A 20,395-nucleotide genomic window follows, 5' to 3' on the forward strand; every position below is an offset into this window, starting at 1 on the left:
GCCCAAGCCATGAGCGACTTCGATTTCACCTCCTTCCTCAAGCTGATGGTGCACAAACAGGCCTCCGACCTGTTCATCACCGCCGGCGTCGCGCCTTCCATGAAGGTGCAGGGGCGTATCGTGCCCATCACCCAGAGTCCTTTGTCCGCGCAGCAGGCACGCGACATGGTGCTCAACGTGATGACCCCCAACCAGCGCGAGGAGTTTGAGAAAACCCACGAATGCCAGTTCGCGATCAGTGCCTCGGGTATCGGCCGTTTCCGCGTGTCGTGCTTCTACCAGCGCAACTGCGTGGGCATGGTGCTGCGAAGGATCGAGTCGAAGATCCCCACCGTGGACGAGCTGAGCCTGCCGCCGATCGTGAAACAGCTGGCGATGACCAAGCGCGGCATCATCATCTTCGTGGGCGGTACGGGTACCGGTAAGTCGACCTCGCTGGCCGCGATGATCGGCTATCGCAACCAGAATTCCACCGGTCACATCATCACCATCGAGGATCCCATCGAATACGTGCACCGGCACGAGGGCTGCATCATCACGCAGCGCGAGCTGGGCATCGATACCGATAGCTGGGAGAACGCGCTCAAGAACACCCTGCGCCAGGCCCCCGACGTGATCATGATCGGCGAAGTGCGCACGCGCGAGACGATGGAGCACGCGATCAACTTCTCGGAAACCGGCCACCTTTGCCTGTGCACGCTGCATGCGAACAATGCCAACCAGGCACTGGACCGCATCCTGCATTTCTTCCCGGAAGACCGTCGCCAGCAATTGTTCATGGATCTTTCGCTGAACCTCAAGGGCATCGTGGCCCAGCAGCTGATTCCCACGCCGGACGGCAAGGCGCGTCGCGTGGCGGTCGAGGTGCTGCTGGGCACGCCGCTGGCGCAGGACTACATCCGCCAGGGTGAGGTGCACAAGCTGAAGGAACTGATGCGCGACTCCAACCAGCTGGGCATGCGCACGTTCGACCAGAGCCTGGTCGAGCTGTATCACGCAGGCGAGATCAGCTACGAAGATGCGCTACGCCACGCCGACAGCACGAACGAGGTGCGCCTACGCATCAAGCTCGCCCAGGGCGGCGACGCACACACCCTGTCGCAGGGCCTCGAAGGCGTGGAAATTGAGAAAACCGACGACCGTAACGGCTTCGGCGGCATCCTCCGCCGCTGACCCTGGCCCCGCCTCGACCTCTGCCTTCGCCGTTGACCCTGGCCCTGCCTCGACCTCTGCCTTCGCCGTTGACCATATGACCCTGTAGGAGCGCGCCTTGCGCGCGACCGGTTATTGCGACAACCCCGGTCGCGCGCAAGGCGCGCTCCTACAAAAAAAGGCCGAAAAAAAGGGCGCCGCAAGGGCGCCCTCAAGTCGATCACCAACTGTATTTCTTATTACTTGGCCGCAGCCGACACGGTCAGGCCGCTGGCATCGACGCTCTTCACGCCCTTGATCTTCTTGGCGATCGCCTCGGCGTGGCTCTTTTCCTTCGCCGTGGCAACGGTGCCGGTCAGCGTCACGACGCCTTCGGTGGTGCTCACGGAGATATCGCTGCCCTTGACGCTCTTGTTGGCGGCAAACTCGGACTTCACCTTGGTGGTGATCCAGGTATCGTCAGCCTTGCCGGCGACCGTCTGGTTGTCGCCCTTGGAAGCGGCAGCGGCGGAGTCCTGGGCATACACCTGCGCGAACGGGACCGTGCCGAGACCGGCGACGAGGGCGGCAGCAAACAGGGCCTTGCGGAGGTTGGCATGGTTCATGGGTGAACTCCTTTACGCACAATGAGGTTGGCGAGCGGGGCCACACGATGTGGCTACCGTAGTCGCGGTAGCTATGGAACCAGCGCATCCGTGAACGATCTGTCGCCATCGCAGCACGTTGTTCAGTTTTGTGGGTGCGCACCGTACCGATAACAGGACATGCCATGTAGGAGCGCGCCTTGCGCGCGACCGGTCATCGCGACAACCCGGTCGCGCGCAAGGCGCGCTCCTACATGGCAGGTAAAGAAAGAGGGCGCCCATGGGCGCCCTCTCAAAGCTCTGCATTTCAGGCAGAAAGCGGCTTACTTGTATTCCACCGAACCGGTGAACACGAGGCCCTTGTCTTCGATGTGGGCTTCGCCGGACACCTGCTGCACGCGGGCGGCCTGGGCCTTCATCGCATCGAACTGGGCCTTGGAGCGGTTGGCGGCGTTCGCGGCGGAGGACTGGTCTTCCGGAGCGTCGTCGGCCTTGGCGGCATCGTTCATTGCGCTGGCGTACGTCTGGGCCTTTTCGGCCATCACGTCGACCCACGAACGGTACATGTCGCCATTGAGGTGCAGGCGGCTCACGCGGCCGGCATCGCCCGTGGTGGCCTTGAGCACGTCGTCGAGCTTGGCGTCTTCGCCTTCGCCCACGCCGATGGCCACGGCCTGGTTGCTCATGGCGGCCCAGGCCGGCATGCCGAACGAGGCGGTGACGTTCTGCGGCAGGGCGGTGGGCTTGCCGTCGGCGGCCAGCTTGAAGTCGCCGCCGAGCACGGCCTGAGCCATGGCGACGAGACCGGCCGGGTTACGCGTGCCGAGCACGATGCGACCGGTGACGGCCGGGAGCTGGGCGGGCGGAACAGCCGGCTTGAACGAGTCGAGCACGATGCGGATGCCGCGGACGTCGCCGAACGGCGGGATGGCAGCCTGCTGCATGGTCTGGCCGAGCTTGGCGTAGCTGTCGTTCATGCTGGCGAAGGCCGGGCATTCGAACGGCTTGGCGGCAACGGCTTCGGCCTGCGAGGTGAAGAACGTGCGGATCTGCTCGACCGGCAGCGCGAGGCTGATGTCGAACGGTGCGGTGGCATCGGTGCCCAGGCCCGGCAGCTCCACCTTCAGGCCCGAGAAGGCCTTGGTGATGTCGTCGGCCAGGGCCACGTCGACGCGCTGGTCCTGGTGCTTGGTGTCGAGGCGGGTGTAGCCGAAGCTGAGCGACGGCACGCGCGCGGCGATGCGGGTGGCTTCGGTCTGGCAGGAAGCCGGGATCTGCGGCTCCGGCTCGCCGGTCTTCTTCGCCTGCTGCTTGACGAAGGTGGAGAACAGCGGGTCCTTGCCACCGGCGACCAGCGGCAGCAGGCGGGTGAAGTCGATCTGGCCGACCACGTAATCCTTGTAGCCCTTGTCCTTGGCGAGGTCGGTGAGACGGCCGTCGTCCTGGATGTTCTTCTCGGGACGATCGGCGCCCAGCGCCTGACGGATCTGCGGCTGGCCGGCGTCGGCCGGGAGCAGCGTGGCGACGGCCTGCTTGCCCACCGTGGCGATCACCAGCTGGATGCCGGAATCGGACAGGGTGACGTGGCGGTACGACTGGCCACCGGCATCGGCGGTGTCGAGCTTCTTGCCGTAAGCGGTTTCGAGACGACCCACGAAGGCGTCCCATGCGGCCGTGTCGGCCAGCGACACGCGCAGGACCGGAGCCAGGCCGAGGCCGTAGATAGCCGAGCCCGTCTTGATGTCGAGGCCCATGTTCTTCACGGCGTCCTCGGCGGACTTGCCGTCGAACTCGGCGGCGAAGGCGCGCAGGAGGTTGGCACCGTCCTTGTTGCCCTTGGCTTCGAGATCCTGGGCGAACGACTTCATCTGGGTGACCTGGCCCGGCAGCTCGCTGTTGGCCTGGGCCATGATGGCGCCGTAGGCGTCATCGTCGAGCTTGTCGAGGGTGCCTACCACGTAGGGCGTGTCGGCCGGCACGAAAGCCAGCGGTGCATCCTTGTCCTTATGGCCGCAGGCCGCCAGCAGCACGCTGGCGATGCCGAGGGCGAGAAGTCGCTTCGTCGGTCGCATCATGTATCCCGTTGTTCAGGTTGGTCCCTTGGTCCGGCCATTATGCCGGAGAGCGCAGGCGGATTGGCGCCTCCACCGGACGCGCGGGGATCCTTGTTCAGTCGCTACCCGTTTTAGGCAAGAACCGTCCAGGGGTACACATGCTCGTGTAGGAGCGCGCCTTGCGCGCGACCGGTCATGCGAGAGGGCACCGGGTGATTTACCTCATCAACTGGTGGTCGCGCGCGAGGCGCGCTCCTACAGGGGGCGTGGTTCGTTGTGTGTTGGGAAGGGGTAGAGGCCAGGTGCCTTCTACCTGCCCATGACTTCCGCCAGTACCGCCATGCGCACGAACACGCCATTGCCAACCTGCTCAAGGATGCGCGACTGGGCGCCGTCGGCCACGTCGGTGGCGATCTCGATGCCACGGTTGATGGGGCCGGGGTGCATCACCAGGCAGCCCCTGGCGGCACGGGCGAGGCGGCGGGTATCGAGGCCGTAGCGCTCGAAGTAGGCGGCTTCGTCGGGCAGGTCGGTGGACGCCATGCGCTCCTTCTGCAGGCGCAGCATGATGACGGCATCCACGCCCTCGATGGCTTCGTCGAAATTCTCGTGATACGTGACACCCTTCAGCTCGCCCTCGGGTGGCAGGAGGGATGCCGGGCCCACGATGCGGATGTCCTTGGCGCCAAGGGCGGTCAGCACATGCACATCGGAGCGCGCTACGCGCGAGTGGCGCACGTCACCGCAGATGGCGACCTTGACCTTGCGCATGTCGGGGTGATGGTTGCGGATGGTGAGCGCGTCGAGCAGGCCCTGCGTGGGATGCGCACGGTTGCCGTCGCCGGCATTGACCACGGAGACGCCGCTCATCGCATGCTTGACCAGTTCTTCCGGCGTGCCCGATACCTTGTGGCGCACGATGATCGCGTCCAGGTGCATGGCTTCCAGCGTGTGCAGGGTGTCGAAGAGTTCTTCGCCCTTGCTGGTGGAAGACAGGCCGATGTCGAAGTTGATGACGTCGGCGCCCAGCCGGCGTGCAGCCAGTTCGAACGAGGTGCGTGTGCGCGTGGAGGGCTCGAAGAACAGGTTGAGCACCGTGCGGCCGGCAAGCAGGTCGAGCTTGCGCGTGCCGTGCGCGGTGGCGTCGCGCATGCTGTTGGCACGGTCGAGGATGCGTTCGACGGCTTCGCGCGGAAGGTTCTCGAGGGTGGTCAGGTGGCGCAGGCGATGTGACATGACTTCCTCAAGCGGGAGGTGGAACGGATCATTCTTGGATGAGGTACGACTCGAGGATGACGGCGGCAGCCTCGGCGTCGATGGATTTCGCATCGGAACGTTTGCGTGTGCCGGCGGCGCGGCCGGCGGCGAAGCGGCGCGCGGCTTCCTGCGAGCTCATGCGCTCGTCGGTGAACACGACCGGAAGCTTGTAGCGATCCGTAAGGCGCTGGGCGAACCGGCGCGCGGTGCGCGTCATCGGTTGCTCCTTGCCGTCGTTGTCGAGCGGCAGGCCCACCACGAGTTCTTCGGGCAGCCAGTCGGTGCGCAGGGCATCGAGGGCCTGCCAGTCGGGCTGGCCATCACGGACGGGAATCGCGGCAAGTGCGCGGGCCGTGCCGGTGAGCCGGTTGCCGACGGCAACGCCGACGATTTTGGTGCCGACGTCGAATCCGAACAGACAGCTCATGGGTCAGGCGTGACCGGCGTAGCCGGTAAGCTGGAAGGGATCGTGCACGCCCATCGTGCGCGTGGCGGCATGCCAGCGTTCGTCGATGGGGGTATCGAAGACGATGTGCTCGTCGGCGCGGGTGGTGAGCCACGCGTTGTCCATGACCTCCTGTTCCAGCTGGCCGGCATCCCAGCCGGAGTAGCCCAGCGTGACCACGGCACGGCGCGGGCCTTCGCCCTTGGCCATGGCCACGAGGATGTCGCGGGAGGTGGTGACGGACCAGTCCTTGTTGACCCGGTAGCTGGAATCCCAGTGACCGTGTTCGCGATGCAGCACGAAGCCGCGCTCCTGCTGCACGGGGCCGCCGATGAGAACCGGGTAGTCGGCGATCTCGAGATCTTCGCAGTGCAGTTTCATCTGGGCCAGTACATCGCCCAGTCGGTATTCGGAGATCTGGTTGATGAGCAGGCCGACCGCGCCGTCTTCGCCGTGCTGACACAGGAAGGCCACGCCGCGTGCGAACGGCGCCTCGGTGAGCGAGGGCATCGCGATGAGGAATTGTCCCGCGAATGTGCTGGCGTTGGTCATGGGGCCATTGTAGCCGCTAAGGGCGCTGGCGTGCGCCGGGATTCAGGCCGCTTCGCGTAGGGTGTGCCCATGGTCAAAAGGAGGCACATTCATGCGAAACATGATGTTTGGGAAGGGTTTTCTTGCCGTTTGCGTCGTGCTGGCGCCCGCCATGGCGCAGGCGTCGTCACCGGCGGCATGGACGGCATATGAACGCACGGTGGTGGATGCCTGCGTGGCGGCCAGCGGGCTGAAGGATGTGAAGCCCGTGGGCGGCACGATCCAGTACGACGACCGGGTACCGGTGACGGCGCTGGTGCTGGCGGGGACGTATCCGCAGAAGCATATGAAGGGTGCGCCGGGCCGCGAGTTGTGCGTGTGGGACCGGGCGGCGAAGAAGGCGTACGTGAGTGAGGCGGATCAGTTGTTGCCTGGCGGCAGGTAGGGGGGGCGTAGCGGTGGTGCCGGTCGTGCCGGGTGTCGCTTGGACCGGTCGCGCGCGAGGCGCGCTCCTACAGGGTGATTTTGTAGGGGCGCGACCGGCCCGAAGCGGAATCCGTGTAGGAGCGCGCCTCGCGCGCGACCGGCCCGAGGGGCCGCACCCATCAATAATTCTTGAGCACATTCCCCGGCAAAAACTGCCAGGTACGGGTGATGTACAGCTCATCCACCCGGCTCTTGTCGGCAGGCAGCGCAGGGAAGGGCGCCGATAGCCGGACGATGCGCTGGGCGGCATCGTCCAGCAGCTTGTGGCCCGAACTCTTGATCACGTCGATGCTCTTGATCGAGCCATCCCGGCTGAGCCCCACCGTCAGCACCAGCTCCCCATACACCCCCTGCCGCCGGGCTTCGTCGGGGTAGTTGAGGTTGCCCACGCGCTCCACGCGACCCACCCAGCCCTTCATGTAGGCCGCGTAGGCGTATTCACGCGTATTGGACGAAATGAATTTCTTTTTCGGTCGCTTGGCATACGCCTCGGACTGGTCGCGCACCTCGGCGGCGAGCTTCGCCATCTCCAGCTTGCGCTGCACCTCTTCGTCCGACACCGGCAAGGGCTGAGGCGCCTGCTCGCTGCGCTCCTTGTGGGTATCTACGGCAAAGGCCGATTCACCCGACGTGGTGAGCAGCTGCGTCGGCGAGCTTTCGTGCGGGGCCGGGGCCTGGGCTTCCTTCGGCTCCGGCGTCACGCCCCGGTTGGGCGTGGGCAACGGGCCGGACACCGGCTCCGCGGGACGCCGCGCCTTGTCGTGTTCACCGCCGCCGCTGTTGCTGGCCTGGGCGAGGAAGTCGGCCTTGTCCGGCTGCTCGGCGTTGGCGACGTCCACGAGGGTGACGTCCAGCGTCGGCAGGCTGGGCTTGGGCTTCTCCGCCTCGAAGGTGATGCCGAGGATGACGACACCGTGCAACAGCAGCGAGAACAGCAGCGTGGCGCCGAAGAGGTCGGCGCCGGTGGTGCGGGTGGTCATCAGGCCTCGATCGCGTCGAAGAGCAACCCCGCGATGTTAATGCCGAACTGGGCGTCCAGTTCGCGGATGCAGGTCGGAGATGTGACGTTGATCTCGGTCAGGTAGTCGCCGATCACGTCGAGCCCCACGAAGCGCAGGCCGCGGCGGCGCAGTTCGGGCGCCACCTGGGCGGCGATCCAGCGGTCGCGCTCCGAAAGAGGGATGCCTTCGCCGCGGCCACCCGCGGCGAGGTTGCCGCGAAACTCGTCTCCCTGCGGAATACGGGCCAGCGCATACGGCACCGGCTCGCCGTCGATCAGCAGGATGCGCTTGTCGCCCTTGGTGATCTCGGGGATGTATTTCTGTGCGATGGCGAAATGACGGTTGCCGTCGAGCAGGGTCTCAAGCATGGAGTTGAGGTTGCTGTCGCCGGCCTTCACCCGGAAGATCCCGCGGCCGCCCATGCCGTCCAGCGGCTTGAGCACCGCCTCACCATGCTCGGCCACGAAAGCCTTCAGCTCGCCGCGGTCGCGCGAGACCAGGGTCGGCGTGATGCACTGGGGGAACTGCAGGGCGAACAGCTTCTCGTTGCAGTCGCGCAGGCTGCGCGGGTCGTTCACCACGTTGCAGCCGGCTTTCTGGGCGGCCTCCAGCACCATGGTGTCGTAGATGAACTGCTCGTCCACCGGGGGATCCTTGCGGGCCAGCACCACGTCGATCTCGCCCAGGCGGCGCCACTCGGCCTCGCCCAGGGTGAACCAACTGGCCGGGTCTTCCTTCACCGTGAGCGGGCGCAAGCGGGCCCAGGCCTCGCCTCCGCGCAACGCCAGGTCGCCCTGCTCCATGTAGAAAAGGGTGTGGCCGCGGCGCGTGGCCTCCAGCAACATGGCGAAGGTGGAATCCTTGGCGATCTTGATGGCGCGGATGGGGTCCATCAGGACGGCGACGGTCAGGGACATGGCGGAGGTCCGATTCGTGAAGACGGGCAGTTTAGTTGGGGCGGCCCGGTTTAAGAACAATTCTCCTTGACGCCACCCGACCCAACCTTTAAACAGCGGACCCAAGGACCGCCACCAGAGTGGTCCCGCGGGGTCTTGCGACCCCGGACTTTCGACCTGGCGCACGAAATGACCGGCGACGACCGGCTATGCTGCGGCGGGATTGCGGTTTTTTGGTGTGGTACGGGGGCGTAGTGAACGACAACGAACGTGGTACCGACCTGACCGGCTTGAAGGTCATGGTCATCGACGATTCGAAAACCATCCGACGCACGGCCGAGACCCTGCTGAAGAAGGAAGGCTGCGATGTGCTGACCGCGGTCGACGGCTTCGAGGCCCTGGCGAAGATTTCCGACCAGAAGCCCAACATCATCTTCGTGGACATCATGATGCCGCGCCTGGACGGCTACCAGACCTGCGCGCTCATCAAGAACAATGCCCAGTTCCGGGGTACGCCCGTGATCATGCTGTCTTCCAAGGACGGCCTGTTCGACAAGGCCCGGGGGCGCATCGTCGGCGCCGAGCAGTACCTCACCAAGCCGTTCACCCGCGACGAGCTGCTCGGCGCGATCCATCGCTACGCAACGGCCAACTGATCCCACTTCAATGTCATGCAACCACGTCCAGGGGGACGAGTGGCAAACATCCTGATTATCGACGACTCGCCCACCGACGTCCGCGTGTTCACCACGCTGCTCGAAAAGGCGGGTTTCTCCGTTTCAAGCGTGGACAATGCCGAAGCCGGCATCGACCGCATCCGTTCGAGCAAGCCCGACCTCGTCATCATGGACGTCATCATGCCCGGCATGAATGGCTTCCAGGCTACGCGCACCCTGAGCCGGGACCCGGCCACGGCCGACGTACCGGTGGTGATGATCACCACCAAGTCGATGGAAACCGACCGGGTATGGGGGCTGCGCCAGGGCGCCAAGGCCTTCATCACCAAGCCGGTGAACGAGAAGGAATTGCTCTCGACCATCAACGGGTTGCTCTCGCAGCGCACGCACTGAGGACACCATGAGCGAGAACGCGGCACTTACCCCCTTCGAGCTCCTCGCCTACTACGAGCGCGCCTGCGTGGCCCATGCGGCCGGCACGCCCGAACAGGTGGAGGACACGGGCCTGTGGCGCGGCATCGGCTTTCGCGTGGGGCGTCGCCATTTCGTGAGCGGCATCGACGAGATCAACGAACTGCTCGCGGTGCCACCGCTGACCAACGTGCCCGGCACCCAGCCGTGGCTGATGGGCGTGGCGAACGTGCGTGGCAATCTCGTGCCGGCGATCGACCTCGGGCGCTTCCTTTTCGACGAGCGCACGCCGTCTTCGGAGCGTGCGCGCCTGCTGCTGGTCCGCCAGCACGGCGGCACGGTGGGCCTGCTGGTGGACGAAGTGTTCGGCCAGCGGACCATGGACGAAGGTCGTCGCGACGAGGGCGAACAGGAGACCGATCCGCGCGTGGCGCGGTTTGTCTCCGGGAATATCCAGCTCGGCGAGCAATCGTTCGGGCTATTCAGCATGAGCCGTCTGGTTCGTGCGCCGGATTTCCGGCAGGCGGCGCTCTAGGGCGTCCCAGGTGGGGGGCGGCACGGCCGTGTGGCCGGGCTGTTACAGGAACGCGGGAGGTGGCCCCTGTCGGGCCGCTTCGTCTGGCCAGGTTTGCGTGAGGTGGTGGTTATGAGTACGACAGCAAGCGGCGCAGGCCGGGAACGCGGGTACACGATCGTCATCGTGTTCCTGCTGCTGGCGATCGGCCTGGCGTCGGTCGACTTCTGGTGGCTCAACAACAAGAACGGCGAGGATCGCGAGGCCATTGCGCTCACCACGCAGGTGCAGGTGTTGTCGCAGCAGACCGCGAAGTACGCGCTGGAGGCCTCCGATGGCAACCGCGACTCCTTCCGCGAGCTGGCCGCCACCCGCAACACCATCGATTCGGCGGTGCAGCGCCTGGTGAAGGGCGATATCAAGACAGGCATGCCGGCCTACGCCGACGACAACGCCACGCAGTCGGGCCGCACCATCGGCAACCTGGCCAATGCCTGGCACCAGCTCGATGCGGACATCGGCAAGATCCTGAACAACAAGGACCTGGTGCTCTCCTCCGGGGAGCGTGCCGACCTGTTCGCCAAGCAGATGCCACTGCTGAACGCCCGCGCGGACGAGGTGATGAATATCGTCCAGCAGAAGAATGCCTCGGTGGAGCAGACCTTCACCCTGGCGCGCTGGATGCTCATGGCCGACCGCATGATCCGCCGCGTGCAGGAGATCCTGCAGGGTGGCGATGCATCGCAGTCGGCGGCGGATGGCCTCTCGCGCGACGCCCAGCTCTACGGCTCGGTGCTGAAGGGTCTCATCGACGGTAACCCGGACGGCGGCGTGCGCGCCATCGGCGACACCAACGCGCACAAGATCCTCGACGGCATGCAAGGTTCGTGGGCGGAACTGGTGGATCCGGTAACCCAGCTCGTGGCCGCCTCGCCCAACCTCCAGGACGTCAAGCGCGCCGGCAACCAGGCCTCCCTCGATTCGCAAACCGTGCTGTTGCGCGCGAACGAAGCGGCCGACCAGATCGCCAGGCTGCCGCTCACCCGCCTGTTTCCGAATGTGTGGTGGGGCCTGCTGGGTGCCATCGGCGCCGTGCTCTTCGCGCTGCTGCTCGTCTACAACCTCGTGCGCGACCAGCGTCGCCGTTTCGAGACCACCTCCGAACTCAACCAGCGTAACCAGGTCGCGATCATGCGGCTGCTGGACGAGATGGGCACGCTCGCCGAAGGCGACCTGACCATCAAGGCCACGGTGACCGAGGACATCACGGGTGCCATCGCGGACGCCATGAACTCCGCGGTGGACGAGATGCGCAACCTCGTCACCACCATCAACGAGACCGCCGTGCGCGTGTCGGCGGCGGCCCAGGAAACCCAGGCCACCGCGATGCACCTGGCCGACGCGGCCGAGCAGCAGGCGCAGCAGATCACCTCCGCCACCTCGGCGATCAACCAGATCGCGACCTCGATGGATACGGTGTCGAAGGATTCCGCGGAATCGGCCGACGTGGCGCAGCGCTCGGTGCAGATCGCGTCACGCGGTGCCGAAGTGGTGCGCGAAACCATCCAGGGCATGGACTCCATCCGCGACCAGATCCAGGAAACCTCCAAGCGCATCAAGCGCCTGGGCGAGTCGTCGCAGGAAATCGGCTCCATCGTGGAACTCATCAACGACATCGCCGAGCAGACCAACATCCTCGCGCTGAACGCGGCCATCCAGGCCGCCTCGGCCGGTGAGGCCGGTCGCGGCTTCGCGGTGGTGGCGGACGAAGTGCAGCGCCTCGCGGAACGCTCCGCAAGCGCGACCAAGCGCATCGAGACCCTGGTGCAGACCATTCAGTCCGATACCAACGAAGCGGTGAGCTCGATGGAGCAGACCACCGCCGAAGTGGTGGCCGGTGCCCGTCTGGCCGAGGACGCGGGCACGGCACTGGGCGATATCGAACGCGTGTCGAACGACCTGTCGGCACTGATTCAGAACATTTCCGCGGCGGCACGCCAGCAGTCGGCGGCGGCGACGGATACGTCGGCGACGATGAACGTGATCCAGGAGATCACGTCACAGACTTCGCTGGGCGCGAGCCAGACAGCCGAATCGATCGGTAACCTGGCACAGCTGGCGAACGACCTTCGCCTGTCCGTCGCGAACTTCAAGCTGCCGGGCTGATCGCAGTGAGACTTCAAGACCACAACGAATTCACCACGCTGCACTGGGTCAAGGCGGAACTGGACGACGCCCTGGCCAAGGCGCGCCAGGCCCTCGAATCCTATGTCGAGGACCCGCGCGATACCTACGTGATGCACACCTGCGCGGCCGACCTGCACCAGGTGCACGGCACGCTGCGCATGGTGGAGCTGTACGGCGCGGCCATGGTCGTGGGTGAGATGGAGGCCCTGGTGGCCGCGCTCATCGACGGCGATGTGGCCCAGCGCGACGAGGCCTATGCGGCGCTCATGCGCGGCATGATGCAGATGCCCGATTACCTGGAGCGCCTGCAAAGCGGTCATCGCGACGTGCCCGTCGTCCTGCTGCCGCTGCTCAATGATCTGCGTGCCAGCCGTGGCGAACAGCTGCTGCACGAGTCCGTGCTGTTCACGCCGAACCTCGATGCCGTGCTGCCGACCGGCGCGCCGGGTGCCGACGATCGCGCCATGGCCGAAGGGGCCCGCGGTGAGATCGCCGAACTGCGCGTGCGTTTCCAACAGCAGTTGCTGGCCTGGTTCCGTGGACAGGGGGGCGAACGCCAGCTGCTCGGCATGCGCGCCACGCTCGACAGCATCGCCGCACGTTGCTATTCGGTGCCGGGTCGTCGCCTGTGGTGGATTGCCGCCGGCGTGCTCGAAGGCCTGGAGCGCGGCGTATTGCGCGGTCATGAGAAGGACGTGCGCCAGCTGATCGGCCGTGTCGATCGCTCCATCCGCGAACTGCTCGATCGCGGTGAAGATGCCCTGCTGGGTGGCGACGCCGACGATCTCGCGCGCAAACTGCTTTATTACGTGGCCCAGGCAAGCTCGGGCAGCGACCGGATCGACGAACTGCGCCGCACCTATCGCCTCGACGGCCTGCTGCCGCGCGAAGCGGAACTGGAACATGCCCGTGGTTCGATGTCGGGTCACAATCGCGCCCTGCTCGATACCGTGTCAGGTGCCATCAAGGAAGACCTGCTTCGGGTGAAGGAAGCACTGGATCTGTTCCTGCGCCGGTCCGACAGCGACCCGGGTCAGCTTGGCCAGCAGGTAGACGTGCTTGAGCGTGTCGGTGACACCCTGGGCATGCTGGCGCTGGGCGTTCCGCGTCGCGTCGTGGGCGAGCAGCGCCGTATCCTCGGTGAAATCGCCGCTGGCGTGCGTGCGCCGGACGAGGAGTCCCTGCTCGATGTCGCGGGCGCCTTGCTCTATGTGGAAGCATCGCTCGACGATCACATCGACCGTCTGGGTGCCGAAGGCGAAGCACTGGTGGGCGAGGGCGGTTCGTCGCCCCTTCCGCGCAGCGAGGCCCGCCAGATTCTCGCCACCCTGATGCGCGAGGCCACGGCGAATACATCGAAGGTGAAGGATGCCATCGTCGCCTTCGTCGAGTCGTCGTGGTCACATGGCGAGCTGGAAGGCACCCCCGACCTGATGGCGGAAATCGGCGGTGCCCTGCGCATGCTGGGTGCCAACCGGCCGGCAGAGCTGGCCGACGGCATCGGCCTGTTCATCCATCGCGAACTGCTGGGCGACCGCCGCGTGCCGAACAGCACGCAGATGGACCGCCTCGCCGATGCCCTGGCTGCATTGGAGTATTACCTCGAAGCCGCGCGCGAACACCGCGGTGGCCTGGAACACATCCTCGACGTCACGCAGCAGAGTCTTGCCGAACTCGGCTACTGGCCCCTGCCATCGCAGGAGCCGGTCACGGAGCTGGGCGCGCAAGCGCTGGAAGACATCGAGTCCGCTGCCATCGAGCATATCGCCGTGCCGTCCACCAGCGTGGACGAAGGCGAGACGGTATCCAGTTTTGCCGACAGCTTCGACCTGATCGACGAGCCGCCGACCGACGAAGAGGTCGAGGCGATGGCTGGTGCGCCGTCGCCGGTATCCAGTCATCCGCCCGAAGCGCCTCTCGTGGCGGATGCGCCGGAAGAGGACTGGGTCGAGGTGGAGGAAGAGGTCGAGCAGGAAGTCGGTGGCCATGGCATGGCCGAGTTCGCCGGATTCCAGATCACCATCGATGGCATCGACGAAGAGATTCGCGAAATTTTCCTGGAAGAAACCCAGGAGGAAATCGACAACCTTCGCGCGGCATTCGCGCAGTGGGAGCAGGAACCGGAGAAACTCCAGGCCCTGACGCCGATCCGGCGTTCGTTCCACACACTGAAGGGGTCAGGCCGACTGGTCGGCGCGCGTCTTCTGGGTGAATTCGCCTGGAAGGTCGAAAACATGCTCAACCGCGTGCTGGAGGGCAGCATTGCCCCGCACGAGGGTGTGCAGGCGCTGGTCCGCCATGCGATCGATGCGTTGCCCGAACTGAAGGCCGCGCTGGAAGGTGCCGGTGCCCCCGAGGCGCCGATTGCCGCCATCATGGAAACCGCGGATCGTCTTGCGATGGGCGACAACGCCTTCGTCGAGGAAGTCGCGAAGCATTCCGTGCATACCGTGCGCACGCGTGTGAAGCGCCGCGTACCGCGCGACACCATTGCAGCCGTTCCCGTTGCTGCCTTTGCGTCCTATGGACAGGTGCAGGCGGAAGAGCCTGTTGTGTCGGAGCCGTCGTTCCCCGAGCCGGCGTTGCCGCCGGTGGATGCCGTGCTGCTGGATATCCTGCGTACGGAAGTGGCGCAGTACCTGGCCGTGATCCGTACGAACCTTGCAAAGGCAGGCCATGGCGAACTGCTGATCGACGATGCGCTGTTGCGCGCCGTGCATACCTTGCATGGCGCCATCGGCATGGTCGATATCCCGCTGCTGATCCAGGTACTTGCCCCGCTCGAGGGCCTGGTCAAGCGCGTGCGCGCTTCGGGTCATCCGCTGCGCCGCGATGGTGTGCAGGTGCTGGCCGAAGCGGCCGATCTCGTCGACCACGTGATGGCGTTGTTCGATACGCCGCAAGCACCGGTTCCCGATGTGTCCGCGCTGGCGACCCGTATCGCGGCGTTGCGCGACGAACAGCCGGAAGCGACGGTGGCTCATATTCTTTACGAGCCGGATCCTTCGCTTTACGACGAGGACGTGAGCGACGTTGTTGCGCCCGAAGCGCAGGATGACGAACTCACGGCGCAACTTGCCGATGAACTGGCGCATCGCGACGAAGATCTGCCGCCCATCGACCTGCCGCCGTTGCAGCCGGTCGTGGAAGAGGGCGACCTCACCGCCGATTTCATTGCCAGCCTGGGTGATGATTTCGCGGAAGATCGCCCGGAAGGCGAGCTGAAACCCATCCTCGCCTACGATCCGGCACAAGCCGACGAGTGGCACAAGCTCGACACGGCAACGTCCATCGCGCCCCTTGTCGGCGACAGCGAGGTCACGCCACCCGAAAATACCGAAGAAACGGCACCCGTTCTTGTAGGAGCCGACCTCGTCGGCGACCATGGCACCTCGCCGCCGGAAGATACCGAAGAGACGACACCCGCTTTTGTAGGAGCCGACCTCGTCGGCGACCACGATGCCTCACCGCCGGAAGATACCGAAGAGACGACACCCGCTTTTGTAGGAGCCGACCTCGTCGGCGACCACGGCACCTCACCGCCGGAAGATATCGACGAGACAGAACATTCCGCTCCGCAGGAGTCGCCGACGAGGTCGGCTCCTACAGAGAGCGGGGTGTCGCCTTATGCGGATATCGATCCTGACCTGCTCGAAGTGTTTGTCGAGGAAGGGCGGGAAATCCTCGACCACGCCGACGGCGCACTGGCTGCCTGGCGTGCCGATCCGCAACAGCCCGACCACGTCGCCTCCCTGCAGCGAGACCTGCACACGCTCAAAGGCAGCGCACGCATGGCAGGCATGGCCGCGGTAGGCGATCTCGCCCATGCCATGGAAACCCTGCTTGACGCGGTAGCCGCAGGCCAGCGCGAGAGCGATCGCGCCGCCATCGAAGCCACCGAGGGCGGTTTCGACCGCCTGCACGGCATGGTGCAATCCATTGCCCAGGGCCGTCCCATTGCACTGGCCGACGCGGACATCGAACCGTTCGCCCGTCTGGCCGGTGCGCCTATCGCGCCTGACACCGTCACGGCGGAAAGTTACCGCGACGAACGCATCGCCGCGATGCCGCCTGCGCCCATGCGCGACCTGCCGGACCTTCTCCCCGAGTTCGAGGAAGAGGATCTCCAGCGTGGTTCGCAGGAACAGATCCGCGTGCGCGCTGACATGCTCGACACGCTGGTGAACCATGCGGGCGAAGTGTCGATCTATCGCGCACGCCTGGAGCAGCAGACGGCGAGTTTCCGCACGGCGCTCACCGAACACGAGCAGACCGTGGACCGCCTGCGCAGCCAGCTGCGCATGCTGGAAATCGAAACCGAGGCGCAGATCATCGCGCGCTATCACCAGGAACACCGGGACAGCGGTTCCTCCGCATTCGATCCTCTCGAACTGGATCGCTTCTCGCAGTTGCAGCAGTACTCGCGTGCACTCGCCGAATCGGTATCCGACCTGGTGTCGCTGCAGACGATTCTCGACGACCTGACCCGGCAGTCGGAAAACCTCCTGCTCCAGCAGCAACGCGTGAACGCCGAGCTTCAGGAAGGCCTCATGCAGACCCGCATGCTGCCCTTCGATGCAATGGTGCCCAACCTGCGCCGCACACTGCGCCAGGTGGCAGGCGATGTGGGCAAGCGCGCCCAGCTGGTGGTCGAAGGCGCCAACGGCGAAATGGACCGCAACATGCTTGAGCGCATCAAGGCGCCCTTCGAGCACATGCTGCGCAACGCGGTCGCCCATGGCATCGAGACACCAGGGGCTCGCGAAGCGGCCGGCAAGTCGCCCGAAGGCACCGTCCGCATCCAGGTTGCCCGTGAAGCAACAGAGATCGTCGTGCGCCTGTCCGACGACGGCGCAGGCATGGACCGCGATGCCATCCGCGAAAAAGCCGTCGAGCGCGGTTTGCTGCGAGCCGATACCCGTGTTTCCGACGAGCAGCTGTATCGCCTGATCCAGGTACCGGGTTTCTCCACGGCCGAAAAGGTGACCCAGGTCGCCGGTCGCGGCGTGGGCATGGACGTGGTGGCCAACGAGATCAAGCAGCTTGGCGGCACGCTCGACATCGAGTCGCAGAAGGGGCAGGGCACCACCTTCGTGATGCGCCTGCCGTTCACCCTGGCGGTGACCCAGGCGCTCATCGTACGCATCGGCGAAACCAGTTTCGCCATTCCCATGACCTCTGTGCATGGCGTATCGCAGGTGGAGCCGAACGAGCTTGCGCATCGCATGGCGGACGATGAGTCGGTATTTGAATATGCCGGCGAAGACCATGCCATCCACGATCTGCCTCAGTTGCTGGGCCTGCACACCATTTCGTCGTCGGAAGAAGGCGAAATTCCGCTGCTGATGGTGCGCGCGGGCGACCTGCGGGCAGCCGTGCGCGTGGATGCCGTGCTCGGCTCGCGCGAAATCGTGGTCAAGCCGGTGGGCCCGCAGGTAAGTTCGGTGCCAGGCATCCTCGGCGCGACGATCATGGGCGACGGCTCGGTGCTGGTGATTCTCGATCTGGCACCGCTGGTGCGCCATGGCGTGGCCCGCCGTGCATTCGAAGCCGAAGCCGAACTGCCGCATGCGCCGCGTGCGCAGGACGAAATCCGCGTCAAGCCGCTGGTGATGGTGGTGGACGATTCCATCACCATGCGCAAGGTCACCGGCCGTGTGCTTGAACGTCATGGCTTCGAGGTGATGACCGCGAAGGATGGCGTGGACGCGCTGGAGAAACTCAACGAACGCGTTCCCGACCTGATGTTGCTCGACATCGAGATGCCGCGCATGGATGGCTACGAGCTGGCGACACAGATGAAGGCAGAAGACCGCCTCTCCGGCGTACCTATCGTGATGATCACCTCGCGTACGGGCGACAAGCATCGCCAGCGTGCGTTTGATATCGGCGTGGCGCGCTACATCGGCAAGCCCTACCAGGAAGGCGACCTCATCGTGCAGATCAACGAACTCCTCGGAGGGCGTCATGGCTGAGCGTGGAACGGCTGTCGCACTGCTTTTCGACGATGCGACGCTTTCCGCGCATCTGCGCGATGCCCTGTTGGAGCATGGTGCCAGCATCGTCTATGCCTCCGACCTGGCCTCGTTCGCACCGGCCGAACTGGTGGGGGCCTCGCCCGATGTCGTGGTAATCGACCTGGACAACCCGGGTGACGACGACCTGGATCGCCTCTACGACACGGTCGAAAGCGGCCACCCGAGGCTGGTGTTCAACGATGCGGACGTCAGCCGGCGGCTGAGCGGCTGGGATCGTGCACGCTGGGCCAGGCACCTGGCGGCCAAGCTCGTGGGTGGCATGGTGCTCGATCCGCCCCGGCCCGAGGATGCGCGCTCGATCGAGCCGCGCGTCGACGCCGTCGCCACACCGCCCGCGTCGGCCGAGGGCGTCTTCACGGCGTCGGTAACGGATGATCTGGCCATCATTGGCAGTCACGGTTACCCCGGCGAATCCGGAGACTTCAGGGAGCCCTCGTTGGTGACTGGCGCTCTCGTGGACGAGCCGGATTTCGCCACGCCTCTTTCGATGGATGATGACGCGCCTGGCGGCGATACCAGCCACCTTGCCGCCGAGCTGGAAGCCTTGCTGGCCGACGGCGAGCTGTCGTTGCCGGGCCACGAGTCGCTTGAAGAGGTTCCGTCGGCGCCGGTCGAGCTCAGCGAGCTGGCGTCGCTGGGATTATCGTCCTTCGAACTGATCGACGAGTTACCGGCGACGGCGCCGGTGGAGAGCCGCCAGTTTGACCTCTCCGCACTTACGCTGGACGCTCCGGACGACACCGCGGCTTCATCGGTGCAGATCGAAGGCCGCTCTACCGAGTATGTTCCGCCCCCGGTCCCGGAATGGGACCTGGTAGACCACGATGCCGTTACCGCCCATCCTGCCGAGCCGCGACCGGATGCCGCCGAATTCGGTATCGAAACCCTGAGCGCCGTCGAATTCCTGGCCCATGACGTTGTGGATGACGGCAGCGTGGATATCCGCCCTGGCCTGACCCTTGAACTGATGTCGATGGAAGAGGCCGTGGCACCCACGGCGCGGCAGGGCGATTACGTGCACGAGATGTTCCTCGACGAAAACGCCCGGGCCGTCCGTCGCATCGTGGCGCTTGCGGGTGCCACCGAAAGCGTGTCGGCGGTCGCAGCGTTTCTTTCCGCGCTTCCGAAGGGGCTTCCCGCTGTCCTGCTTGTGGTGGTCCATCACGACGGTGAAAGCGCACAGCTTGTGGCCGGACTGGGCAGGGGCCGGGTTGCGACGCACGGCACGCATGTGTCGCACGGTGATGTGCTTGTGGTTGCACGTGGCGAGCACGTGCAGATACGGCGCGACGGCAGCGTAACGGTCAGTGCCGATCACCTGGCGACGGGCCCGTCGATCGACGGCGTGCTCAGCAGCGTCGCCGGCAGTTTCGGCAAGGATGCACTGGCGATCGTGTTCGCCGGTCGTGGCAATGATGCCGTGGCGGGTGCGCAGGCCATCTACGATGCGGGTGGCCGCGTGTGGGTCGAGACCATTCCGGTCGAAGACGATTACGGCCAGATGGTGGCGGGAGTCCGGGAAGAGCGCGTGGCCGGTTTCGCGGGCGACGTCTCCACCCTTGCACGCAAGCTGATCGAGGAATTGCCATGAGTGAGCCGCTTCCCCGCGAAATCCGTTGCGTGCTGATTCCCAGCGGTGGCATCCGCCTGCTGCTGCCGAATGCGGCCGTAGCCGAAGTCATTACCCTGGCAGGGGTGGAGCCGGCGCCCGGCGCCCCCGCGTGGATGCACGGTGTCATCGAATGGCGCGGCTGGCGCATTCCGCTGGTCAGCTTCGACCATGTGGCCGCCCTGCCGGAGGACAGCCAGGCGCAGGCCACCCGCGTTGCGGTGCTCAAGGCCATCGGCCAGCGCCCGGACATGCCCTACGTGGCCGTGCTGACCCACGGTTTTCCCCGCCTGACGACGCTCAACGCAGAGCTGCTGCTGCCCACGCACGACGGCAACGACCTGCCTTTCGGCGTTCGTGCCCGGGTGCTGGTGCGTGACGACATGGCCGTCATCCCGGACCTCGAAGCCATCGAGGCCGCCCTGGCCGGGGCTACGGAGCCCGCCTGAGGGGCGAATTCGGCCGGACACAGAAGCTTCGCAAAGTCCCCCGCACTGTCGTCGGGGGGCGCGACGCGCTATTCTGGCCGCTTTCCCTGGCAAGTTTGACGCCA

The 20,395-nt window shown here is 65.5% G+C and carries 16 protein-coding genes; 9 read left to right on the top strand and 7 right to left on the bottom strand.

Going from position 1 to position 20,395, the window contains the following annotated elements; all coding sequences use genetic code 11:
* The first annotated feature begins 9 nt into the window (after nt 1-9).
* Entirely contained in the window at nt 10-1,173 is a 1,164-nt protein-coding gene (locus tag HBF25_RS14975) for a PilT/PilU family type 4a pilus ATPase (RefSeq protein WP_166949788.1), read from the top strand.
* 218 nt (nt 1,174-1,391) lie between these two features.
* On the opposite strand, the gene HBF25_RS14980 is transcribed toward HBF25_RS14975, so the two are convergent.
* From HBF25_RS14980 to HBF25_RS15000, 5 genes are all read right to left on the bottom strand, one after another.
* Nucleotides 1,392-1,757 carry a BON domain-containing protein gene (locus HBF25_RS14980; RefSeq protein ID WP_166949790.1) on the bottom strand — a complete coding sequence of 122 codons (366 nt, stop codon included), beginning with the start codon at nt 1,755-1,757 and terminating at the stop codon, nt 1,392-1,394.
* A 302-nt stretch (nt 1,758-2,059) separates the two neighbouring features.
* Nucleotides 2,060-3,811 (bottom strand): hypothetical protein, encoded by a 1,752-nt coding sequence (locus HBF25_RS14985; RefSeq protein ID WP_341778089.1) that lies wholly within the window; start codon nt 3,809-3,811, stop codon nt 2,060-2,062.
* A gap of 288 nt (nt 3,812-4,099) precedes the next feature.
* Entirely contained in the window at nt 4,100-5,026 is a 927-nt protein-coding gene (locus tag HBF25_RS14990; RefSeq protein ID WP_166949791.1) for an aspartate carbamoyltransferase catalytic subunit, read from the bottom strand.
* A 28-nt stretch (nt 5,027-5,054) separates the two neighbouring features.
* Nucleotides 5,055-5,474: a Holliday junction resolvase RuvX gene (gene ruvX, locus HBF25_RS14995; RefSeq protein ID WP_166949793.1), complete on the bottom strand. Its 420-nt coding sequence runs from the start codon at nt 5,472-5,474 to the stop codon at nt 5,055-5,057.
* A 3-nt stretch (nt 5,475-5,477) separates the two neighbouring features.
* Nucleotides 5,478-6,044, bottom strand: coding sequence for a YqgE/AlgH family protein (locus HBF25_RS15000; protein WP_166949795.1), 567 nt, complete (start codon nt 6,042-6,044; stop codon nt 5,478-5,480).
* Between the two features lie 91 nt (nt 6,045-6,135).
* Here HBF25_RS15000 and HBF25_RS15005 point away from each other — a divergent pair, with 91 nt between their 5' ends.
* On the top strand, nt 6,136-6,468 hold the full coding sequence (locus HBF25_RS15005; RefSeq protein WP_208392610.1) for a hypothetical protein: 333 nt from the start codon (nt 6,136-6,138) through the stop codon (nt 6,466-6,468).
* A 160-nt stretch (nt 6,469-6,628) separates the two neighbouring features.
* On the opposite strand, the gene HBF25_RS15010 is transcribed toward HBF25_RS15005, so the two are convergent.
* Both HBF25_RS15010 and gshB read right to left on the bottom strand, forming a co-directional pair.
* The gene (locus tag HBF25_RS15010) at nt 6,629-7,489 is read right to left on the bottom strand and encodes an energy transducer TonB (RefSeq protein WP_166949797.1); all 861 of its coding nucleotides are present in this window, start codon (nt 7,487-7,489) and stop codon (nt 6,629-6,631) included.
* Nucleotides 7,489-8,427: a glutathione synthase gene (gene gshB, locus HBF25_RS15015; RefSeq protein WP_166949799.1), complete on the bottom strand. Its 939-nt coding sequence runs from the start codon at nt 8,425-8,427 to the stop codon at nt 7,489-7,491. Before gshB ends, HBF25_RS15010 begins: the two co-directional genes overlap by 1 nt.
* A gap of 278 nt (nt 8,428-8,705) precedes the next feature.
* On the opposite strand from gshB, the gene pilG reads away from it, so the two are divergent.
* The 7 genes from pilG to HBF25_RS15050 all read left to right on the top strand — a co-directional run bounded on the left by pilG (nt 8,706) and on the right by HBF25_RS15050 (nt 20,291).
* Nucleotides 8,706-9,062, top strand: coding sequence for a twitching motility response regulator PilG (gene pilG / locus HBF25_RS15020; RefSeq protein WP_166950074.1), 357 nt, complete (start codon nt 8,706-8,708; stop codon nt 9,060-9,062).
* 39 nt (nt 9,063-9,101) lie between these two features.
* Nucleotides 9,102-9,476 (top strand): response regulator, encoded by a 375-nt coding sequence (locus tag HBF25_RS15025; RefSeq protein WP_166949801.1) that lies wholly within the window; start codon nt 9,102-9,104, stop codon nt 9,474-9,476.
* A gap of 7 nt (nt 9,477-9,483) precedes the next feature.
* Nucleotides 9,484-10,029: a chemotaxis protein CheW gene (locus tag HBF25_RS15030; RefSeq protein WP_166949802.1), complete on the top strand. Its 546-nt coding sequence runs from the start codon at nt 9,484-9,486 to the stop codon at nt 10,027-10,029.
* A 111-nt stretch (nt 10,030-10,140) separates the two neighbouring features.
* Nucleotides 10,141-12,174: a methyl-accepting chemotaxis protein gene (locus HBF25_RS15035; protein WP_166949804.1), complete on the top strand. Its 2,034-nt coding sequence runs from the start codon at nt 10,141-10,143 to the stop codon at nt 12,172-12,174.
* A gap of 5 nt (nt 12,175-12,179) precedes the next feature.
* Nucleotides 12,180-18,170 carry an Hpt domain-containing protein gene (locus HBF25_RS15040; RefSeq protein WP_166949805.1) on the top strand — a complete coding sequence of 1,997 codons (5,991 nt, stop codon included), beginning with the start codon at nt 12,180-12,182 and terminating at the stop codon, nt 18,168-18,170.
* The gene (locus HBF25_RS15045; RefSeq protein ID WP_166949807.1) at nt 18,163-19,824 is read left to right on the top strand and encodes a chemotaxis protein CheB; all 1,662 of its coding nucleotides are present in this window, start codon (nt 18,163-18,165) and stop codon (nt 19,822-19,824) included. Before HBF25_RS15040 ends, HBF25_RS15045 begins: the two co-directional genes overlap by 8 nt.
* Nucleotides 19,821-20,291 (top strand): chemotaxis protein CheW, encoded by a 471-nt coding sequence (locus tag HBF25_RS15050; RefSeq protein WP_166949809.1) that lies wholly within the window; start codon nt 19,821-19,823, stop codon nt 20,289-20,291. The genes HBF25_RS15045 and HBF25_RS15050 overlap by 4 nt, the downstream gene beginning before the upstream one ends.
* Nucleotides 20,292-20,395: the final 104 nt, after the last annotated feature.

The organism is Luteibacter anthropi (assembly GCF_011759365.1).
Taxonomy (GTDB): domain Bacteria; phylum Pseudomonadota; class Gammaproteobacteria; order Xanthomonadales; family Rhodanobacteraceae; genus Luteibacter; species Luteibacter anthropi.

Excerpts from the sequence above, each read along its gene's own strand:
- HBF25_RS15010 (WP_166949797.1), bottom strand. The coding sequence starts at position 7,489 with ATGACCACCCGCACCACCGGCGCCGACCTCTTCGGCGCCACGCTGCTG.
- pilG (WP_166950074.1), top strand. The coding sequence starts at position 8,706 with ATGGTCATCGACGATTCGAAAACCATCCGACGCACGGCCGAGACCCTG.
- HBF25_RS14990 (WP_166949791.1), bottom strand. The coding sequence starts at position 5,026 with ATGTCACATCGCCTGCGCCACCTGACCACCCTCGAGAACCTTCCGCGC.
- HBF25_RS15050 (WP_166949809.1), top strand. The coding sequence starts at position 19,821 with ATGAGTGAGCCGCTTCCCCGCGAAATCCGTTGCGTGCTGATTCCCAGC.
- gshB (WP_166949799.1), bottom strand. The coding sequence starts at position 8,427 with ATGTCCCTGACCGTCGCCGTCCTGATGGACCCCATCCGCGCCATCAAG.
- HBF25_RS14980 (WP_166949790.1), bottom strand. The coding sequence starts at position 1,757 with ATGAACCATGCCAACCTCCGCAAGGCCCTGTTTGCTGCCGCCCTCGTC.
- HBF25_RS15005 (WP_208392610.1), top strand. The coding sequence starts at position 6,136 with ATGCGAAACATGATGTTTGGGAAGGGTTTTCTTGCCGTTTGCGTCGTG.
- HBF25_RS15035 (WP_166949804.1), top strand. The coding sequence starts at position 10,141 with ATGAGTACGACAGCAAGCGGCGCAGGCCGGGAACGCGGGTACACGATC.
- HBF25_RS15030 (WP_166949802.1), top strand. The coding sequence starts at position 9,484 with ATGAGCGAGAACGCGGCACTTACCCCCTTCGAGCTCCTCGCCTACTAC.
- HBF25_RS14985 (WP_341778089.1), bottom strand. The coding sequence starts at position 3,811 with ATGATGCGACCGACGAAGCGACTTCTCGCCCTCGGCATCGCCAGCGTG.
- HBF25_RS14975 (WP_166949788.1), top strand. The coding sequence starts at position 10 with ATGAGCGACTTCGATTTCACCTCCTTCCTCAAGCTGATGGTGCACAAA.
- ruvX (WP_166949793.1), bottom strand. The coding sequence starts at position 5,474 with ATGAGCTGTCTGTTCGGATTCGACGTCGGCACCAAAATCGTCGGCGTT.
- HBF25_RS15045 (WP_166949807.1), top strand. The coding sequence starts at position 18,163 with ATGGCTGAGCGTGGAACGGCTGTCGCACTGCTTTTCGACGATGCGACG.
- HBF25_RS15000 (WP_166949795.1), bottom strand. The coding sequence starts at position 6,044 with ATGACCAACGCCAGCACATTCGCGGGACAATTCCTCATCGCGATGCCC.